Genomic DNA, 18418 nt, shown 5'->3' with positions numbered 1-18418 from the left:
CGAGCGCCCGCCCCGGGCGTGCGGAAGCGTTCCTCCACGCGAGTGCGGGAAATGCTTCAGCCCGCGCTCTGCTCCTCCGCCAGGATGCGGTCCAGAGCCTCGTCGAGGTGGGTGTCGAAATCCGCGAGGGAGCGCTCCTGCCCCAGCGGTACGAGCTTGTCGGTACGGTCGAGGAACGCCACCAGCGGCGCCGCGCCGGATCGGAACAGCGCGTGGTCGCCGCCCACTTGGAGCCGGATCAGTACCTCGCCGAACGCCTCCGGATCGGCGGGCGCGATGTGCACATCGCCGTCGCCGCACGGCCGGCCCACGCCGTCGATCAGCAGCTCCCGCCCGAAGGCCCAGGTCACGGGCGCGTCGCCGGGCAAGTGGAAGGTCAGCCGCACGGCGTAGGGATCACAGGTCTCGTAGCGCAGCTCCACCGGGATGCGGAAGGACAGCTCCTCCGACACGAGGAAGCTCATCATGACCTCTGCCTGTACCGACTCGCGCATCGCCTACCCCGTCGTTTGCCATCGACTGGCCAGGAATCGTCCCCCTGACACTGCTGGAATCTTGCTCAACGTACACAAGAGATCACAAGGAGTGAGTTTTCAGATGCTGATAGAGATCGCGAGTGTCCCCAGTAGTCTGCCGATCTCACCTTGCAATTGTCGTACCGCCGGCAGCAGCCGGTCGGCCTGGTGAACAGGGAGGGAGATGGCCACGGTCGCGGCGGTTGCCCCCGCGGTGATCGGCACAGCGGCACACACCGTTCCCAGCGCGTACTCCTGGCGCTCGGTGACGGGGTCCATCCGTCCCGTCCGCTCCAGACGCCGCAGCAGGCCGGCGTTGTCACGCACCGTGTACGGAGTGAGCGACTGCACGGGATAGCGGTCGAGGTGATCCCGGCGGGCCCTCTCGTCGAGCTGGGACAGCAGACACTTGCCGACCGCGTGGGCGTGCCCGGTCTCCCTGAAGTCGGCCCACTCCTCCACCGCCGGATTCCCCGGGGTGTCCGCGACGCACATGACCTCGATCTCGCCGTCGCGGTAGACGGCGTAGTACACCGGCGCACCGATCGAGTCGCGCCACCGGGCGAGCGCGTCGCTCACCATGCTGCGACGTTTCTGCTGGGCTCCGCTGCTGCTCAACCGCTCGGCGGCCTCACCGAGGAAGAACAGCCCCTTCTCCCGGCAGAGATAGCCCTCGTGGACCAGGGTGCGCAGCAGGTGGTAGGCCGTGGGCAACGCGAGCCCGGCCTCCCGGGCCAGCTGTTTCGCGGGCGCCCCGTGCTCGCGCGCGGCGACGGCCTCCAGGAGACGCATCGCCCGTTGCACGGAGCCGATCAGGGTCGTGGGGTGGGGCTCCGAGGCCGCGGCCCCCAGCCGATCGGTGCGCGCGGCCGGCAAGGGGGCACGGATCTCCCCCGGTGACGTGCGCGGCTGGGCCGGCGGGACGTAGGACGCGGCGGAGACACTGGACCGCTGGACGGGTGGAGTGAGTGATTCTGTGGGTGCGGTGTCAACCGTGGCCAAGGGGCACTCCCGAAGCGCGAGGGGAACCGCCCGTGCGGGGGGACACGGGAGGGGGCTGTGCGCTGCCCGCGGGGGGTCGGCCCCGCGTCGAATTCCGGACTTTAACCGCCTGCCACCGCTCGCAGACGGCCCCGCCGGAAAACTTCCCTCGGGCGAGGGAACCTGGGGTTCCCTTTGCCCACCTGCCCGTTACCCGCGACTCACCCGGTTGTGCGTCACCAGTCGCCGCGGGAGGACGAACTCGACGTGAACTTGCGCACCACGTAGATCAGCCCGCCGACGAGCGCGACGAAGACCAGCGCCTTGAAGAGCAGGCCGATCACCACGGTGAGCACACTCACTATCACCGTGCCGAACACGACCAGAGCGATGACCGGCACCGCGATCCACTTCACCCACCACGGCATCCCGTTGAAGATCTCTCGCATCGCCCTTGTCCTTGCCTCTCTTCGCCCGTCGTCCCAAGTCCGGGACTCCGATTCCGGGTTCTCCGACTGTCCTGGGTCCGATGCTAGGGCCCAGAAGGGGACCTGCGGGCGTCTCGCACCCCTTGTCCTCCCCTGACCGTTCCCCTAGGGAACCCTGAGACCGGGATCAGCTCTCCGGCGGAGAGAACACCACCAGCACCCGCAGGTCCTCGGTGATGTGGTGGAACTTGTGGGCGACGCCCGCGGGGACGTAGACGACGCTGCCGCGCGCCACCTGCGTGGTCTCCAGGCCGACCGTGATCGCGGCCCGGCCGCTCACCACGAAGTACACCTCGTCCTGCTGGTGGGGCCGCTGGGAGTCACGCTCACCCGCGTCGAGGGCGTACAGGCCGACCGACATGTACCGCTCGCGCAGGAACTGCAGATAGGCGCCGTCGTTGGCGGCGCGCTCCGCCTCCAGTTCGTCCAGCCGGAATGCCTTCATCGCGCTCGTCCGCTCCCGTGCTCCGCGGGCTGTCCACAGCCCGTCTCGCCAGTCGATCTCTTCTGCCACGATCAGACACATGAAGAATTTCGTAGTCAAGACGATCGCCAACGCCGGGGCCCTGGCCGTCGCCGTGTGGGTCCTCGACAAGATCACCCTGACAGGCAACAGCACCGGCAAGAAGATCGTCACGCTGTTGCTCGTCGCACTGGTCTTCGGACTGGTGAACTTCCTGGTCAAGCCAGTGGTGAAGATCCTGACCTTCCCGCTGTTCATTCTCACACTCGGCCTGATCACGCTGGTGGTCAATGCCCTGATGCTGCTGCTCACCTCGTGGCTGGCCGACAAGCTGGACCTGAGTTTCCACGTCGAGGGCTTCTGGACGGCCGTCCTGGGCGGCCTGATCATCTCGGTGGTGTCCTGGGCGCTCAATGTGGTCCTCCCTGACGGCGACAACGACTGAGAGAGCCCCATGTCCTATCGCGTCTGCTTCGTCTGCACCGGCAACATCTGCCGCTCCCCCATGGCCGAGTCCGTCTTCCGCGCTCGCATAGAAGAGGCCGGACTCGACGGCGTGGTCGAGGTCGACAGCGCGGGCACCGGCGGCTGGCACGAGGGTGACGGCGCGGACTCCCGCACCGTCACCGTGCTGGGCGCCAATGGCTACGGGAGTGACCACACGGCCCGCCAGTTCCGTGCCGCGTGGTTCTCCCGTCTCGACCTCGTCATCGCCCTCGACTCCGGCCACCTGCGGGACCTGCGCCGTCTCGCGCCCACTCCCGAGGACGCGGACAAGGTCCGCCTGCTGCGGTCGTACGACCCCACGGCGGGCGACGATCCGGACGTCCCCGATCCGTATTACGGACGCCTGGACGATTTCGAGGAGTGTCTTGAGATGGTGGAGGCGGCGAGCCATGGGTTGCTCGCCGCTGTTCAGCAGGAACTGGAGGGACGCGCGGCATGACGTCAGGGGATTTCGTCACGGGAAGCGGCGACGGCACACGAGCGGTACGGGCGGGACTGCCCGAACCCGTCAAACACGAGCCGACCCTGCCGGGGCCGGTCTTCGCCGCGCACTTCCATCTGCCGGGTGATCCGACCGGCCCGTACACCTATGGCCGTGACGAGAACCCGACCTGGACGCTTCTGGAGCGTGCCATCGGCGAACTGGAGGCACCGGGACAGGAGGGCGTGACCACGCTCGCCTTCCCCTCCGGGATGGCCGCCATCTCGGCGGTGCTCTTCTCGCAGCTGCGGGCCGGGGACGTGGTGGTCCTGCCCGACGACGGCTACCAGGTGCTGCCGCTGGTGCGCGAGCAGCTCACCGCGTACGGCATCGAGGTGCGCACCGCGCCGACCCGCGGTGACGCTCAGCTCGACGTCCTCGACGGCGCGAAGCTGCTGTGGATCGAGACCCCCTCGAACCCGGGGCTCGACGTGTGCGACGTACGGCGGCTCGTCGAGGCGGCCCACGCTCAGGGCACCCTCGTCGCCGTCGACAACACCCTGGCCACCCCGCTCGGGCAGCGCCCGCTGGAGCTGGGAGCCGACTTCTCGGTGGCCAGCGGGACCAAGATGCTCACCGGGCACGGGGACATCCTCCTGGGATACGTCACCGCGCTCGACGCCGGTGCGATGGCGCCCGTGCGGCGCTGGCGGAAGATCGTCGGGGCGATCCCCGGCCCCATGGAGGCCTGGCTGGCCCACCGCTCGCTGGCCACGCTCCAGTTGCGCGCCGACCGGCAGAACGCCAACGCCCTGGTCATCGCCGAGGCGCTGCGGGGCAGGCCCGAGGTGACGGGACTGCGCTATCCGGGCCTGCCCGACGACCCCTCCCACAAGATCGCCTCGCAGCAGATGCGGCGCTATGGATGTGTGGTCTCCTTCACCCTGTCCACGCGCGCGCGTGCCGACCGGTTCCTCGACGCCCTGCGTCTGGTGGACGACGCGACAAGCTTCGGAGGAGTGCGGTCCACCGCCGAGCGGCGTGGTCGATGGGGCGGCGACGCGGTGCCGGAGGGCTTCATCCGTCTCTCGGCCGGCGCCGAGGACCCGGAGGACCTGGTCGCGGACGTACTCCGCGCACTCGACGAGTCCGCGGACTGACCTCTTGCTGAGCGGTCGGTGAGTAGGCTGCGCCGTGCGTTCGACCGTCCGCGACAGCACTGACCCCGCATGACGGGCGGTCCGAGCCTCCCCCCTCGTGGCTCGGACCGCCCCGGTTCTTTGCGCTAAGAACCGCGCGAACAAGGCTAGTTGACTCTGTGTCAGTGTCCAATCACAGTAGCGACAGAGACCTATCGACTTATTTATAGTTGGGGCCTGGTCGAGGGTGCTGGGAAAGGAGGGGCACCATGGATCTGGCCCTGCTGCGGACGTTCGTGACCGTGCACCGGGCCGGTTCCTTCACTCGCGCCGCCGCACTGCTCGGCCTCTCCCAGCCTGCCGTCACCTCGCAGATCCGCACCCTGGAGCGGCAGTTGGGAAGGCCGCTCTTTCTGCGCCAGGCCCGCGGAGTGACGCCCACGACGATCGGCGACGAACTCGCGCACAAGGCCGCACCCCACCTCGACGCCCTGGTGGAGATCGCCGAGGCCGGACTCGACGAGGACTCGTCGCTGCGTACCCTGCATCTCGCCGGGCCGCCGGAGTTCACCGCCGAGCGGGCGCTGCCGGCCCTGACCGAGCTGACGGGCGACGACGGACAGGGGTTCGCGCTGCGCGCCTCGTTCGGCAACGCCGAGGAGACATTGGAGGGGCTGGCCGCCGGCCACCACGATCTGGCCATCACCACGGCCCGTCCGCGCGGCGCCCTGCTCACCGCGACCCCGCTCTGCGACGAGGAGCACGTCCTGGTGGCAGCTCCGCGTTGGGCCGCCCGCATCAACCCCGGAAAGCTCCGCCGCAAGGGCTCGCCGGTCCTGGACAGCTTCCCCGTGGTCGAGGTCCACGAGTCACTGCCGCTCGTCGCCCGCTACTGGGCCTCTGTCTTCGACTCCCGTCCGGCCGCCTCGGGCACGGTGGTCGTCCCCGACCTGCGAGCCGTGCTCGCCTGCGCCGCCACGGGCGCGGGACTCGCGGTGCTACCGCGGTATCTGTGTGCCGAGGCCCTGGAGCGCGGAGACGTCGTGGCGCTCCTCGACCCGGTGGTCCCTCCACTGCGTACGTACTTTCTGGTGGTCCGCACCGGCACGCTGGCCATGCCGCACATCGCTCGGGCATACGAATGGCTGTTGCGGGCCGCGGTGGACTGGACCTGAGACCGGGCCGGGCCGGGCCGGGCCGGGCCGGGCAAACTCCCCAGGTGCTCGTACGGAGGCCCTCTCCGAGAGCCCTCCTGGGGCCCTCAAGGCTCCACGATGTTTCACGTGGAACCTGTCGGGCCACATTTCTCCCATGACCGTCCGACCCGTGGTCAAGCGCACCGCCCGAGCCATCCTGCTCGATGGCGACGACCTGATTCTGATCAAACGCACCAAGCCTGGTGTCGATCCCTACTGGCTCACACCGGGTGGCGGGGTCGAACCGGAGGACACGACTGTCGTCGAGGCACTTCACCGTGAGGTCCACGAGGAACTCGGCGCCAAGGTCACCGATGTGGTGCCCTGCTTCGTCGACACCGTCGAGCACATCGGCGATGACGGCGGCGCCACCGGTGTGAAAGTGCAGCACTTCTTCGTCTGCCGCCTGGGATCCATGGATCCGGCCCTGCGGCACGGCCCCGAGATCGACGAGCCCTGTGGCGAGTACGAGATCGTACGGGTGCCGTTCACCCGGGTCGGTATCGCCTCCGTCCACCTCGTCCCGCTGTCCCTGCGCCACTATCTCGACGGGAACATCGAAGGCGTACGGGCCATGCACGCGCCCGACCTGGGCTGACGCCCTCCAGCCGCACGGCTCTCGCGCTCACTCTCGGCCGGGCTCGCCCTCGGATCAGTCCCCGGCCCCGACGAGTTCCTCGACCGAGTCGTGGCGGATGCGGTCCGACGGGATGCCGGCGTCCCTCAGCACGTCCATCCCGCTGCGGATCATGCCCGGCGGCCCGGAGAGATAGGCGTCGTACTCGTTCCACGGCCCGTACTCGCGCACCGCGTCAGGCAGGTGCAGATGGGCCTGGTGGTCGACGATCGGACGGACGGCGAGCCAGGGGTGGCTCTGCTGAAGCCGCAGCATCGTGTCGATGTCGTACAGGTCGTGATCGGTGCGGGCACCGTAGAAGACCTCGACCGGGCGCCTCTCCCCGTGCTCGGCGACATCCTCGACCAGCGCCTTGATGGGCGCGATGCCGGTGCCGCCGCCCAGACAGAGCAGTCCGCTGTCGCTGCTGTGGTCGACGGTCATCGATCCGGCGGGCGGCCCGAGACGGATGATGTCTCCGGGACGGGCGCGGTGCACCAGGGCGTTGGACACCCACCCCGCCGGAACCGCCTTCACGTGGAAGGACAGCAGTCCGTCGGAACGGGGCGCGGAGGCGAACGAGTAGTGCCGCCAGATCCGGGGCCACCACGGCGTCTCGAGGCTCGTGTACTGCCCGGCGAGGAAAGGATACGGCTGGTCGGGCCGGACGGTGATGACGGCGACGTCAGGGGTCCTGAGGTCGTGCGCGACCACCTCGGCGTACCACCAGGCCGGGGCACGCAGCTCGTCCGAGGACGCCGCGTCGATCATGACCTGGGAGATGGTCGTGTACGCGCGGACCCAGGCCGCCTCGGTCTCAGCGTCCCAGACCGCCGAGCCGAAGCGGCTGAGCGAGCCGATGAGGCACTCGCCCACGGCCGGGTAGTGCTCGGGCCGGGTGCCGTACTTGCGGTGTCCGCGCCCGAGATTCTGCAGATAGTCGATGAGAACCGGGGTGTTGTCGATGTGCTCGGCGGCGGTGAGCAGTGCCTTGAGCAGGCGGTCCCGCTGGGTGTCCATCGCGGCGGGGAACAGCGACCGGAGATCCGGGTGCCGCACGAAGAGCAGCGCGTAGAAGTACGAGGTGACCTTGTCGGCGACGGGGCCGACCTCGGCCATGGTCCGACGGATGAGCACGGCGTCGGGGGACGGTTCCGCGACTGCGGCGGGCCTTCCCGCGGGCACCGGACGGATCGGTCCCGGTTGCGCGGGGCCGGGGTTCCGGTCCGCGGGGGGCTCCGTGGGAGGCACGGTCCGCGGTGCACGCGTCGGCGGTGCCTGGAAGGGCGGGAGAGCGTCCTGGACGGCCTCGGGCGCTTCCTGGGGCGCGGCCGTGGGCGGCGCGTCCTCAGGAGCGGATATTCGTGTCTGCGTGCCCGTCTCCTCGCCGACGCGGCGCCCATGCCGCCCAGGGCTTCCTTCCGCCGGTCCGGGCTCCGTGGAGCGGCCCACGGGGCGCAGCGCGGCCAGCCGGCTGGCCCCCTCGGTTTCCCGCTCTCTGTCGGCGGGCGTCGGCTCCGGTTCCTTGCGCGGGGTGAACCAGCCGCTCCCGCCATTTCCTCCGGAAGTGCCCTTGTCGGCCGACGTGGTGGTCGGAGCGTCCATACTGTGCCTCGCCTCGAACATCTTTCGGTCGGTCTATGCACTTCCGTGTTCGGAAGATGCCTGCTTTCCCCCGTAGACGGCTTGCTCTCCTGCCCCGTTCAGTCCTCTGACCAATGCGGCCACATTCAATCCAGGCTTCCGCTCAGCGCGGACAAGTAAGGCGAGAATGTGACATTGACCGCATCGCCCTCACCGCAGCATCCCACTCCGCGTCAACGCCCGTCCGCATAACGGAAAATTCGGGTCTCGATCTTTCCGTCCCGTTACGCTGCATTGGCCTGCGTTCACGCCTCACGACATGCCCGCACATCGCGGCGACCCGAACCGGAGTCGACCATACCGGCAGTCGCCCCACAGACAAGTCCGCTCTTCCCTCGAAGTGATCGAACGAGGGACTCCCCATCAATTGCTTTGATTACAGGGCTCGTCGGACCAATTCATAGGCATCCCACAGGCTCCGTCCCATGTAGGAGTGTGTGGCGATACCTGCCAGATGCCGGTCCGCGTTGATGGCGACGGACCTCGGCACCGCCTCGAACAGGCCCTTGTCCGAGAGCGAGTCGCCGTAGGCGACGCAGTCGGTCCACCTCACCCCGAACTCTTCACAGAGCCGGTTCGCGATCTGCACCTTCGCCGCGGCACTCAGCATGCCGGCGAGATCGACGGGTTCGGCGAAGGGCAGGGCGAGGTAGCGCGAGCCGTACGCCGCGTGCGCGCCCCACCTCGTCAGCCGCTCGACGAAGAAGGAGGGTGAGAGCGAGACGACGGCGCAGTAGTCCCCGTTGTCTCTGATCTCGGCCCAGACGTCCTCGCTGCCGGACAGTCAGGGCGCTTGTTCGAAAGCCGCAGCCACGTGCCCGTCCGTGAGTTGCGCCCACAAGGCGTACACCTGCGTGGCGTATTCCGGCGGGCCGATGCGTCCCGTCGAGATTGCGTGCTCGAGTGCGAGGGTCTCGGCCCCCAGGCCGATCTGCCGCGAGATCTCCAGAGGCGCGGAACTCCCGTACAACAGCGTCCCGTCGAGGTCGAAGAGGTGAAGGCGTGCCATGCGAGCCGAGGCTACTGGCATGAGCGGTCTTCGCTGTTTCACGTGAAACGTCTGCGCCCGCCCGCTACTGACGGGGACGGCCTGGCCAAAAGCGCATGCGTCCGCGGGCAAACAGGTGGACGTCGGGGGTATCTGTCGGACAGCCTGACCTGCGTGTCGACACCTTCCCTCCTTGCTCTGCCCATCCGTCGTCTGACGCTCCGCGATCTCACCGCGTGCGCCGACTTGTCCGAGGACCGGGGATGGCCCCGCGAAGAACACAAATGGGGTCTGCTTCTGACGGCAGGGCAGGGATACGGCATCGACGCCCCGGACGGCGGCCTCGTCACCGTGTGCGTCGTGACCGAGTACGGAACGCCGGGTCGGCCTGATCTGGGGGCGATCGGAATGGTGCTGGTGGCGAAGCGGTATGCCCGCCAGGGCGTCGGCCGACGGTTGATGCGGCATGTGGTGGCGGAGAGGGGTCTCACCCCGCTGACCCTGCACGCGACCCCTTATGGGCAGCCGCTCTATGAGGAGCTCGGCTTCAAGGTCACGGGCCGCGCCGAGATGGTCCGTGGACACTTCGTCCTCGCCGGTCCGGAGCCAGACGTCACGACACGGCCGGCCGGCGCCGAGGATCTTGCCGGGATCCTCCGGCTCGACGCGGAGGTCTTCGGTCTCGACCGCACGCATGTGATCACGCGCCTTCCCGCCTTCTCCGACCAGCTGCGCGTCGCCGAGGAGAACGGCCGGATCATCGGGTACGCGGCGGCCTGGCCGAATATGGACACCCATGTCGTGGGTCCCCTGATCGCCCGCGACGCGGAGACCGCGAAAGCACTCGTCGCCTCGCTGGCCGCCCGTACCGACCGTCCGCTGCGCACGGACATCGATGTACGGCACCAGGAGCTGCTGTCCTGGGCGAAGGAGAGCGGCCTCGCACCCGTCGGCTTCAACGCCGTGATGACATACGGGATCTCGGACCTGCCCGGCGACTGGACGCGGCGCTTCGCTCCGCTGACGGTGGCGGCGGGCTGAGGAACCAGCTGACACGGAACGGCGTCCCCACGCGGACGTGCCGTCCCCCGGCATCTTGCGAGGGACGGCACGTCGGCGGAGGGCGATCAGGCGAGAGCCTCCACGGCGGCGACGGCGAAGCCGTGGTCCTGCTCCGGCGCTCCACCGCCGACGCCGATGGCGCCGATAAGACGGCCGTCACGGTGGACCGGCACACCGCCCGCGATGAACAGCAACGGGCGGTCGAGTGCGGTGGGCAGTGTGTGGAAGAGGCCGCCCGGCTGGACCGCGTCGACGAGGTCGGCGGTGGCTGAGTCCAGCTGGAGGGCCGTGTAGGCCTTGCGGGTGCTGGTCTCGCCGGAGATCAGGACGGCCCGGTCGTCGCGCCGGAAGGCGAGCAGATGACCGCCCGCGTCGAGGACGGTGACGCTGACCGTGACTCCGGAGGCCTCGGCGGCCCGGCGGGCCGCCGAGAGGAGGACCTCGGCGTCCTGGATGGTCAGTGGGGCGACCGCGGTGGCAGTGGTGCTCATGAAGGGTTTCTCCTTGTGGGGCTGTGGGGCTGTGGGGCTGTACTCGGCCGGGTCGGCCGGGGGACGGGTGAGTCGTCGCCGGTGGCCGCCTGGCGGGGCGGTGAGGGGGTGAGCCGGTGGGCTCAGTGGTGGACGGCGGTCCGCTGCCCGCTGGGCACGCCTTCGGCGACGACGGCGCCCGGTGCATCGGCCCGGTGCTCCAGGGCGGCCGAGAGGACCGCGAGGACCAGGGCTCCTGCGGCCAGCGCGGCGCCGACCCAGTTGGGTGCCGTGTAGCCCAGGCCCCCTGCGATGACGATTCCGCCGAGCCAGGCCGAGAGGGCGTTGCCGAGGTTGAAGGCGCCGATGTTCACGGCCGAGGCCAGCGTGGGAGCGCCGTGCGCCTGGTCGAGGACGCGCTTCTGGAGCGGCGGCACGGTCGCGAACCCCAGGGCGCCGATCAGGGCGATCGTGACCGCCGCGAGGATCTTGTTGTGCGCCGTCACGGTGAACAGTGCGAGCACGATGGCGAGGCCGCCCAGGGACGTGTACAGCATCGGCATCAGCGCCCGGTCGGCGAACCTGCCGCCGATGAGGTTCCCGCCGACCATGCCGAGGCCGAAGAGGACCAGCAGCCAGGTGACGGAACTGTCCGCGAAACCGGTCACATGGGTCATCATCGGCGCGATGTAGGTGATGGCCGCGAAGACGCCGCCGAAGCCGAGCACGGTCATCGCCATGGCCAGCAGGACCTGGACGTTCTTGAAGGCGGCGAGTTCATGGCGGAGGTGGACGCCTTCGGGCTTCGGCATCTCGGGGACCAGCTTGGCGACGCCCAGCAGACCGATCACGCCGAGCACGGCCACGCCCGCGAAGGTGACCCGCCAGCCCGCGGACTGACCGATCAGCGTGCCCAGGGGGACACCCACGACATTGGCGATGGTGAGCCCGCTGAACATCATGGCGATCGCGCCGGCCTTCTTCTCGGGCGCGACCAGCTCGGCGGCGACCACCGATCCGATACCGAAGAACGCGCCGTGGGCGAGAGATGCCACGACCCGGCCCACCAGCATCAGTCCGAAGACCGGCGCCACGGCGGAGAGCAGGTTGCCGAGGACGAAGAGACCCATCAGCAGCATGAGCATCCGCTTGCGGGACACCTTCGTGCCGAGCGCGGTCATGATCGGGGCACCGATCACGACGCCGAGGGCGTAGCCGGTCACCAGGAGCCCGGCAGTGGGGATGGAGACACCGAAGTCGCCGGCGACCTCGGGCAGCACACCCATGATCACGAATTCGGTGGTCCCGATTCCGAAGGCCCCGATCGCGAGGGCCAGAAGCGCGAGAGGCATGGTGGGGTACACCTTCCCAAACGATTGCAGGGGCGCTTTGCGTGCGTTCACAATAGTTGCAGACGCGGGTTAAATGCAAGAGCGGACTATTGCGCCCGTGCCCTACCCTGGTGACAGCCGCTCCGGGACGGAGGAACACGCCATGACAGCCACGGACCCCGCACTCACCGCCCTCGCACAAGGGTGGTGCGCCCTCTCCCTGCTGCACGGGAGGATCGAGGCCCACATCGAGCGCGCCCTGCAGGCCGGGCACGACCTGAGCGTGCGGGAGTACTCCCTGCTCGACGTGCTCAGCCGGCAGCACGACGGCGAGGGCGGTCATCTGCAGATGAAGCAGGTCGCGGATGCGGTCGTGCTCAGCCAGAGCGCCACCACTCGACTCGTCACCCGGCTCGAGGACCGCGGGCTGCTGTCCCGCTACCTCTGCCCGACCGACCGCCGCGGCATCTACACGAACGTCAGCGAGGCGGGTCTGAAGCTGCTCGACGAGGCACGGCCCACCAACGACGCCGCGCTGCGCGAGGCACTCGACGAAGCGGCCGAGAACCCCGCGCTGGCACCGCTGGTCCGTGTCGTGGAATCGGCGAGCGTGCCCGCATAGCCCAGCGCAGACGACTTTCCAGCGCTGTATAGGCTGCGGCCATGGGAGATCTTGAGATCCGACCGGCCGTCGCGGACGACGTTCCCGCCATCGTCGCGATGCTCGCCGACGATGCGCTCGGGGCCCAGCGGGAGTCGCCGGACGATCTGACCCCCTATCTGGCCGCGCTCGAACGGCTCAGCGGGGACCCGAACCAGCACCTGGTGGTCGCCGTTCGCGCGGGGCAGGTCGTCGGCACCCTGCAACTCACCATCATTCCCGGCCTGTCCCGCAGAGGCTCCACCCGCGCTCTCATCGAAGCGGTGCGGGTGCGTACCGACGAGCGCGGCAGCGGCCTCGGCACCCTGATCATCGAGTGGGCGGTCGATGAATCCCGGCGTCAGGAATGCCGGTTGGTCGAGCTGACCTCCGACGCCAGTCGCACCGACGCCCACCGTTTCTACGAGCGGCTCGGCTTCACCGCCTCGCACGTAGGTTTCAAACTGGCGCTCTGAACGCACCCGACCGCAACGGCCCAGCGGTCCCACCTACGCCAAGGCGTCCTGTTCCACGTGAAACAGGACGCCTCTCAGCGCATTGACGCCTATGCGAGACCGCGCCACCCCTCGGGATCCACTCCACCGGGCACAGGAGCGCCCTGGTCGTACGGCTGACGCGTGAAGACGAACGACCCGAGGTCCAGGTGACTCAGGGACCCGTCCGGGCGTCGTACGGCCCGCAGCGGCTCCCCCGTGTAGTAGCCGTCGAGTCCTGTCCAGGTCCCGTCGCCGTTCGGCCTGAAGCGGGAACGGCGGCCGGCACCTGCCAGCGGGCCCAGCTCGACCATGCCGTCGGCGGTGAGATGCAGCGCGCACCCCTGAGTTCCCCAGTACCAGGGTCCCGCCAACTCCAGTACGGACGGGTCGATCTCGGGGGCCGGACGCCAGGGCTCGGGGATCCGCGGCTCGGCCTCGGCGACGATGCGCACGAGATCGGCTGCCACCGTCAGCGGTCGCGGGCCGGAGGTGCAGTTGGTCAGGACCACGGCCGCCACGTCGTCCCGTACACCGATGACGAGGGCCGCCATGAAGCCGGGCAGGGACCCCGAGTGGCCCGCGAGAATCCGGCCCGATCGGTGCAGCACCTGCAGGCCCAGCCCGTAGGCGTCGCCCGAGGCCAACTCCTCGGCCCCCAGGGGAGCCGCGGGCGTCCGCATCTCCCGGAGGGATTCCGCGCTGAGCACCCGGTCGTCCCCCTCCACCAGGAAGACCGCGAAACGCGCCAGGTCGCCCGTGGTGGACCACAGTTGCCCGGCGGGGGCCATCCGGCCGAGATCCTCCGCGGGCTCCGGCATCATGACGTCCGCCCACGGATGCACGGCCCAGCCGCCCGCGTGAGGTGCCTGCGGCAGCCCGCTCGTGCGGTGCAGGCCCAGGGGTTCGAGGACCTCGCGCCGCAGGACTTCCTCCCAGGGAGCCCCGCGCACTTCCTCGACCAGAGCGCCGAGCAGGGTGTAGCCCGGGTTCGAGTAGTGATGAAGCCGTCCGACCGGGTGGCGGAAGGGCTGCTCGCCGAGGACATCGGCCAGCTCGGGCCGCAGGGAACCGGGGGTACGTTCCCACCAGGAGCCGGGTGTCTCGGCCGCCAGGCCGGCGGTGTGCGCGAGGAGTTGGGCGATGGTCGCCTCCCCCGCACCTGTTCCCGGCAGATGCTTCTCCAGTGGGTCGCTCAGGTCCAGGAGTCCTTCGTCGCGCAGTCGCAGCACCAGCACGGCGGTGAAGGTCTTGGTGATCGAGCCGATCCGGTACTGCACGTTCTCGTCCGGCCCGTGCCCGTCCACCGAGGTCCGCGATCCGTGCCACAGCGTCTGCCCGCCCCGGACCACCGCGGCCACCAACGACGGTGCCCGCCCGTCGGCCTGGGCGACGGCGATGCGGTGCGACAGAGCCCGGCGTGTACCGGGAAGCAGCTCTTCCTGAGGTGTTGTCATACCCCCAGTCCACCCGCACCGGCGCCACACGTCGAGTTCATTTCCCCGGACGCCGAGAGATGCCCTCCGCCGCCGCCCCGGGCACCGGATCAGGTCTGTGCCATGTCCACGAAGCGGGAGTAATGACCCTGGAAGGCCACCGTGATCGTGGCCGTCGGGCCGTTACGGTGCTTGCCGACGATGATGTCCGCCTCGCCCGCCCGCGGTGACTCCTTCTCGTACGCGTCCTCGCGGTGCAGCAGGATCACCATGTCCGCGTCCTGCTCGATCGAGCCGGATTCACGCAGGTCGGAGACCATGGGCTTCTTGTCCGTGCGCTGCTCGGGGCCACGGTTGAGCTGCGACAGTGCGATCACCGGCAGCTCCAGCTCCTTGGCCAGCAACTTCAGGTTTCGCGACATGTCGGAGACCTCCTGCTGCCGGCTCTCGGACCGCTTGCCGCCCGACTGCATCAGCTGCAGATAGTCGATCACGACGAGCTTCAGATCGCTGCGCTGCTTGAGACGGCGGCACTTGGCGCGGATCTCCATCATCGACAGGTTCGGAGAGTCGTCGATGTAGAGCGGCGCGGCCGAGACATCCGGCATCCGGCGAGCGAGCCGGGTCCAGTCCTCGTCGGTCATCGTGCCGGACCGCATGTGGTGCAGTGCCACGCGTGCCTCGGCGGACAGCAGACGCATCGCGATCTCGTTGCGCCCCATTTCGAGGGAGAAGATCACGCTGGGCATGTTGTGCTTGATGGAGCAGGCCCGGGCGAAGTCCAGCGCGAGCGTCGACTTACCCATGGCGGGACGGGCCGCGATGATGATCATCTGACCTGGATGCAGCCCGTTGGTGAGCGAATCGAGGTCGGTGAAGCCGGTCGGCACACCGGTCATCTCCCCCGACCGCGACCCGATCGCCTCGATCTCGTCGAGGGCGCCCTCCATGATGTCGCCGAGCGGCAGATAGTCCTCGGTGGTGCGCTGCTCGGTGACGGCGTAGATCTCGGCCTGGGCGCTGTTGACGATCTCGTCGACGTCGCCGTCGGCCGCGTATCCCATCTGCGTGATGCGCGTACCGGCCTCGACCAGGCGACGCAGCACCGCGCGCTCGTGGACGATCTCCGCGTAGTACTCGGCGTTGGCCGCCGTCGGGACCGTCTGGACGAGCGTGTGGAGGTAGGACGCGCCGCCGACCTTGGTGATCTCGCCGCGCTTGGTGAGCTCGGCCGCGACGGTGATCGGGTCGGCCGGCTCGCCCTTGGCGTACAGGTCGAGGATCGCCGTGTAGATCGTCTCGTGCGCGGGCCGGTAGAAGTCGTGGCCCTTGATGACCTCGACGACATCGGCGATGGCATCCTTGGACAGGAGCATGCCACCGAGGACGGACTGTTCGGCGTCCAGATCTTGGGGCGGTACGCGCTCGAAGGACGAGCCCCCGCCTTCCCACGGCCCGTTGTCCCGGTCGCGGTCGTGCTGTTCGTCACGGGCACGCCCCGTATCGCGGCGCTGACGGGAAGCGGGCAGACGATCACTGGGGCCGCTGTCGGCCCACGGGTCGTCCAAGGGCTCGGAAATACTCACCGGGCCACCTCCTCCCGTCCGCCGAGCGGACCTAGCCGTGCCCAATATTTCTACGGCACGGCACTGACAAATAAGGGGCCCAACTCCGGTTCTGACGCGTCGGTTTTGCGAGGTTTCCGAGGGCGGAGTAGAGAGCGGGCGCCGCACCACGTTAGGCCCGCGGGCACCGTCAGCCAATCTGGTTATCCACAGGCCATGTGGACGACGGCCCAGATGCTGTGGAGAACTCCACAAAACCTGTGCACGACCCGGTGGACAGGCCTGTGAACAAGCCCTCAGCGAGGCCCCTCCAACACCTCTGACCTGGCCTTTCACCGTCCACCGGCTGTGCAGAAGAAAAACTTTCCCGGCCGGACCAAGATCCCTGCAAACGGCGCGCGACGACACGCCCGGCGACCGAACAGGTAAGGGTCATGGCAGCATTGCATCTCTTACCTGTGGAAGATTAGATTGGTGCCCATGACACAGGCTCCCGCGGCGCCCAAGGCCGCCCGACGCCGGCACGACCGAGAGATCGTCGCGCTGGCCGTTCCGGCCTTCGGCGCACTCGTCGCCGAGCCTCTTTTCGTGATGGCGGACAGCGCCATCGTCGGCCATCTCGGCACCGCACAACTGGCCGGCCTCGGTATCGCTTCCGCCCTCCTCGTGACGGCCGTCAGCGTCTTCGTCTTCCTCGCCTACGCCACCACCGCCGCCGTCGCCCGGCGGGTCGGCGCGGGTGATCTGCGAGCCGCGATCCGTCAGGGCATGGACGGCATCTGGCTCGCGCTGCTGCTCGGCACCGTCGTCATCGTCACCGTCCTGCCCACGGCCCCCGCCCTGGTGGAGCTCTTCGGCGCCTCACCGACCGCGGCCCCGTACGCGACGACGTATCTGCGCATCTCCTCACTCGGCATCCCCGCGATGCTCATCGTCCTCGCATCCACCGGAGTCCTGCGGGGGCTGCAGGACACGAGGACTCCCCTCTATGTCGCTGTCGCGGGGTTCGTGGCCAACGCCGCGCTCAACGCCGGGCTCGTCTACGGTGCCGGACTGGGTATCGCGGGCTCCGCCTGGGGCACGGTCATCGCCCAGTTCGGCATGGCCGCGGCGTATCTGTTCGTGGTCGTACGCGGAGCCCGGCAGCACGGGGCCTCGCTACGGCCGGACGCCGCCGGCATCCGGGCCGGCGCCCAGGCCGGTGCCCCTCTGCTGGTGCGGACACTGTCACTGCGGGCGATCCTCATGATCGCCACTGCCGTCGCGGCCCGCCTCGGGGACGCGGACATCGCCGCCCACCAGATCATCATGAGCCTGTGGAGCCTGCTCGCCTTCGCGCTCGACGCGATCGCCATCGCCGGGCAGGCGATCATCGGACGCTACCTCGGCGCGAACGATGCTCAGGGCGCCCGCGAGGCCTGCCGCCGCATGGTCCAGTGGGGCATCGCCTCCGGCGTCGTCCTCGGCCTGCTGGTCTTCGTCGCCCGGCCGCTGTTCCTCCCGCTGTTCACCAGCGACCCGGCCGTCCAGGACACCGCACTCCCCGCACTGGTCCTGGTGGCCGTCTCCCAGCCCATCAGTGGAATCGTCTTCGTCCTGGACGGAGTCCTCATGGGCGCGGGGGACGGATCGTATCTGGCGTGGGCCATGCTGCTCACCCTCGCGGTCTTCGCGCCCGCCGCACTGCTGGTCCCCGCGTTCGGTGGTGGGCTCACGGCACTGTGGGCAGCGATGACACTGATGATGGCGCTGAGAATGCTGACCCTGTGGCTCCGCTCCCGTTCGGGGCGCTGGATCGTCACGGGCGCCACACGCTGACCGAGCGAGCGCAGGGAACGCATGCGTACATCGATCCGGCCTGCCGCCCGTTTCACGTGAAACCCGCGGAGGACGGAACCTGCGTTTCACGTGAAACCCCTGATTCCGGGGAAGTCTCCCGTTTCACGTGAAACGAAGAAGGGCCGGGCCCCGAGGGGTTCGGCCCTTCTCTCAGCTATGCCGAGCGCTGCACTCAGGCAGCGACAACCTCGATGTTGACCTTGGCGGCAACCTCGGGGTGCAGACGCACGGACGTCTCGTGGGCGCCCAGGGTCTTGATGGGCGAGCCCAGCTCGATGCGGCGCTTGTCGACCTCGGGGCCACCGGAAGCCTTGATCGCCGAAGCGATGTCGGCCGGGGTGACGGAGCCGAAGAGACGACCGGCGTCGCCGGAGCGAACGGCCAGGCGGACCCTGACGCCCTCGAGGCGGGCCTTGATCTCGTTGGCCTGCTCGATGGTCGCGATCTCGTGGATCTTGCGAGCACGACGGATCTGCTCGACGTCCTTCTCGCCGCCCTTGGTCCAGCGGATCGCAAAGTTCCGCGGGATCAGGTAGTTGCGAGCGTAGCCGTCCTTGACGTCCACGACGTCGCCCGCGGCACCGAGGCCAGAGACCTCGTGGGTGAGGATGATCTTCATGTTT

Annotated in this window: 19 protein-coding genes and 1 pseudogene; 9 read left to right on the top strand and 11 right to left on the bottom strand. The window is 69.0% G+C overall.

The genetic code is table 11. The features are described from left to right. Window positions 1-56: 56 nt before the first annotated feature. The 4 genes from OG199_RS21790 to OG199_RS21775 all read right to left on the bottom strand — a co-directional run bounded on the left by OG199_RS21790 (window position 57) and on the right by OG199_RS21775 (window position 2429). Complete coding sequence (locus tag OG199_RS21790; RefSeq protein WP_356798107.1) at window positions 57-494, bottom strand: SsgA family sporulation/cell division regulator; 438 nt, start codon at window positions 492-494, stop codon at window positions 57-59. A gap of 99 nt (window positions 495-593) precedes the next feature. Next, complete coding sequence (locus OG199_RS21785; protein ID WP_356798143.1) at window positions 594-1391, bottom strand: IclR family transcriptional regulator C-terminal domain-containing protein; 798 nt, start codon at window positions 1389-1391, stop codon at window positions 594-596. 341 nt (window positions 1392-1732) lie between these two features. Then, on the bottom strand, window positions 1733-1945 hold the full coding sequence (locus tag OG199_RS21780; protein WP_148009254.1) for a DUF5326 family protein: 213 nt from the start codon (window positions 1943-1945) through the stop codon (window positions 1733-1735). Window positions 1946-2111: 166 nt separating this feature from the next. After that, on the bottom strand, window positions 2112-2429 hold the full coding sequence (locus tag OG199_RS21775) for a cupin domain-containing protein (RefSeq protein ID WP_405834629.1): 318 nt from the start codon (window positions 2427-2429) through the stop codon (window positions 2112-2114). Between the two features lie 79 nt (window positions 2430-2508). On the opposite strand from OG199_RS21775, the gene OG199_RS21770 reads away from it, so the two are divergent. From OG199_RS21770 to OG199_RS21750, 5 genes are all read left to right on the top strand, one after another. Then, a complete protein-coding gene (locus OG199_RS21770; RefSeq protein ID WP_351721446.1) occupies window positions 2509-2892 on the top strand; it encodes a phage holin family protein in 384 nt (127 codons plus the stop codon). A gap of 9 nt (window positions 2893-2901) precedes the next feature. Further along, entirely contained in the window at window positions 2902-3393 is a 492-nt protein-coding gene (locus tag OG199_RS21765) for a low molecular weight protein-tyrosine-phosphatase (protein WP_405830868.1), read from the top strand. Then, on the top strand, window positions 3390-4535 hold the full coding sequence (locus OG199_RS21760; protein WP_405830867.1) for a cystathionine gamma-lyase: 1146 nt from the start codon (window positions 3390-3392) through the stop codon (window positions 4533-4535). The genes OG199_RS21765 and OG199_RS21760 overlap by 4 nt, the downstream gene beginning before the upstream one ends. 248 nt (window positions 4536-4783) lie before the next feature. Continuing rightward, window positions 4784-5689, top strand: coding sequence for a LysR family transcriptional regulator (locus tag OG199_RS21755; protein WP_356798113.1), 906 nt, complete (start codon window positions 4784-4786; stop codon window positions 5687-5689). Window positions 5690-5825: 136 nt separating this feature from the next. Further along, window positions 5826-6308, top strand: coding sequence for an NUDIX hydrolase (locus OG199_RS21750; RefSeq protein ID WP_356798115.1), 483 nt, complete (start codon window positions 5826-5828; stop codon window positions 6306-6308). 54 nt (window positions 6309-6362) lie between these two features. On the opposite strand, the gene OG199_RS21745 is transcribed toward OG199_RS21750, so the two are convergent. Further along, window positions 6363-7952, bottom strand: a complete 1590-nt coding sequence (locus OG199_RS21745) for a globin domain-containing protein (protein WP_401807432.1) — start codon at window positions 7950-7952, stop codon at window positions 6363-6365. Between the two features lie 394 nt (window positions 7953-8346). Continuing rightward, a pseudogene (locus OG199_RS21740) lies at window positions 8347-8979 on the bottom strand (HAD family hydrolase). A gap of 153 nt (window positions 8980-9132) precedes the next feature. On the opposite strand from OG199_RS21740, the gene OG199_RS21735 reads away from it, so the two are divergent. Next, window positions 9133-9999, top strand: coding sequence for a GNAT family N-acetyltransferase (locus tag OG199_RS21735; protein ID WP_405830864.1), 867 nt, complete (start codon window positions 9133-9135; stop codon window positions 9997-9999). A gap of 86 nt (window positions 10000-10085) precedes the next feature. Here the strand turns inward: OG199_RS21735 and OG199_RS21730 are convergent, their stop codons facing one another. Both OG199_RS21730 and OG199_RS21725 read right to left on the bottom strand, forming a co-directional pair. After that, on the bottom strand, window positions 10086-10511 hold the full coding sequence (locus OG199_RS21730; protein WP_351721454.1) for a heme-binding protein: 426 nt from the start codon (window positions 10509-10511) through the stop codon (window positions 10086-10088). A 122-nt stretch (window positions 10512-10633) separates the two neighbouring features. Then, window positions 10634-11842: an MFS transporter gene (locus OG199_RS21725; RefSeq protein WP_405830863.1), complete on the bottom strand. Its 1209-nt coding sequence runs from the start codon at window positions 11840-11842 to the stop codon at window positions 10634-10636. A 142-nt stretch (window positions 11843-11984) separates the two neighbouring features. On the opposite strand from OG199_RS21725, the gene OG199_RS21720 reads away from it, so the two are divergent. Then, the gene (locus OG199_RS21720) at window positions 11985-12443 is read left to right on the top strand and encodes a MarR family winged helix-turn-helix transcriptional regulator (protein ID WP_266700257.1); all 459 of its coding nucleotides are present in this window, start codon (window positions 11985-11987) and stop codon (window positions 12441-12443) included. Between the two features lie 41 nt (window positions 12444-12484). Then, window positions 12485-12937, top strand: coding sequence for a GNAT family N-acetyltransferase (locus OG199_RS21715; RefSeq protein WP_266700258.1), 453 nt, complete (start codon window positions 12485-12487; stop codon window positions 12935-12937). A gap of 89 nt (window positions 12938-13026) precedes the next feature. On the opposite strand, the gene OG199_RS21710 is transcribed toward OG199_RS21715, so the two are convergent. Both OG199_RS21710 and dnaB read right to left on the bottom strand, forming a co-directional pair. Next, window positions 13027-14412 carry a serine hydrolase domain-containing protein gene (locus OG199_RS21710; protein ID WP_356798124.1) on the bottom strand — a complete coding sequence of 462 codons (1386 nt, stop codon included), beginning with the start codon at window positions 14410-14412 and terminating at the stop codon, window positions 13027-13029. Between the two features lie 89 nt (window positions 14413-14501). After that, window positions 14502-15977, bottom strand: a complete 1476-nt coding sequence (gene dnaB / locus OG199_RS21705) for a replicative DNA helicase (RefSeq protein WP_168529027.1) — start codon at window positions 15975-15977, stop codon at window positions 14502-14504. Window positions 15978-16427: 450 nt separating this feature from the next. Between dnaB and OG199_RS21700 the strand changes: the two genes are divergently transcribed. Then, entirely contained in the window at window positions 16428-17774 is a 1347-nt protein-coding gene (locus tag OG199_RS21700) for an MATE family efflux transporter (RefSeq protein WP_405830859.1), read from the top strand. A gap of 193 nt (window positions 17775-17967) precedes the next feature. Here OG199_RS21700 and rplI read toward each other — a convergent pair whose 3' ends face one another. After that, on the bottom strand, window positions 17968-18414 hold the full coding sequence (gene rplI, locus OG199_RS21695; RefSeq protein WP_148009270.1) for a 50S ribosomal protein L9: 447 nt from the start codon (window positions 18412-18414) through the stop codon (window positions 17968-17970). Between the last annotated feature and the right edge of the window lie 4 nt (window positions 18415-18418).

The organism is Streptomyces sp. NBC_01176 (assembly GCF_045039825.1).
Taxonomy (GTDB): Bacteria; Actinomycetota; Actinomycetes; order Streptomycetales; family Streptomycetaceae; genus Streptomyces.
Note: the sequence above shows the minus strand (reverse complement) of the source record. Positions and strands in the feature narration are given on the sequence as shown.

Coding starts and splice junctions, on each gene's coding strand:
- OG199_RS21725 (WP_405830863.1), bottom strand. CDS start 11,842: ATGCCTCTCGCGCTTCTGGCCCTCGCGATCGGGGCCTTCGGAATCGGG.
- OG199_RS21720 (WP_266700257.1), top strand. CDS start 11,985: ATGACAGCCACGGACCCCGCACTCACCGCCCTCGCACAAGGGTGGTGC.
- OG199_RS21775 (WP_405834629.1), bottom strand. CDS start 2,429: ATGAAGGCATTCCGGCTGGACGAACTGGAGGCGGAGCGCGCCGCCAAC.
- OG199_RS21730 (WP_351721454.1), bottom strand. CDS start 10,511: ATGAGCACCACTGCCACCGCGGTCGCCCCACTGACCATCCAGGACGCC.
- OG199_RS21770 (WP_351721446.1), top strand. CDS start 2,509: ATGAAGAATTTCGTAGTCAAGACGATCGCCAACGCCGGGGCCCTGGCC.
- OG199_RS21765 (WP_405830868.1), top strand. CDS start 2,902: ATGTCCTATCGCGTCTGCTTCGTCTGCACCGGCAACATCTGCCGCTCC.
- OG199_RS21780 (WP_148009254.1), bottom strand. CDS start 1,945: ATGCGAGAGATCTTCAACGGGATGCCGTGGTGGGTGAAGTGGATCGCG.
- OG199_RS21750 (WP_356798115.1), top strand. CDS start 5,826: ATGACCGTCCGACCCGTGGTCAAGCGCACCGCCCGAGCCATCCTGCTC.
- OG199_RS21760 (WP_405830867.1), top strand. CDS start 3,390: ATGACGTCAGGGGATTTCGTCACGGGAAGCGGCGACGGCACACGAGCG.
- rplI (WP_148009270.1), bottom strand. CDS start 18,414: ATGAAGATCATCCTCACCCACGAGGTCTCTGGCCTCGGTGCCGCGGGC.
- OG199_RS21755 (WP_356798113.1), top strand. CDS start 4,784: ATGGATCTGGCCCTGCTGCGGACGTTCGTGACCGTGCACCGGGCCGGT.
- OG199_RS21790 (WP_356798107.1), bottom strand. CDS start 494: ATGCGCGAGTCGGTACAGGCAGAGGTCATGATGAGCTTCCTCGTGTCG.
- OG199_RS21745 (WP_401807432.1), bottom strand. CDS start 7,952: ATGTTCGAGGCGAGGCACAGTATGGACGCTCCGACCACCACGTCGGCC.
- OG199_RS21715 (WP_266700258.1), top strand. CDS start 12,485: ATGGGAGATCTTGAGATCCGACCGGCCGTCGCGGACGACGTTCCCGCC.
- OG199_RS21710 (WP_356798124.1), bottom strand. CDS start 14,412: ATGACAACACCTCAGGAAGAGCTGCTTCCCGGTACACGCCGGGCTCTG.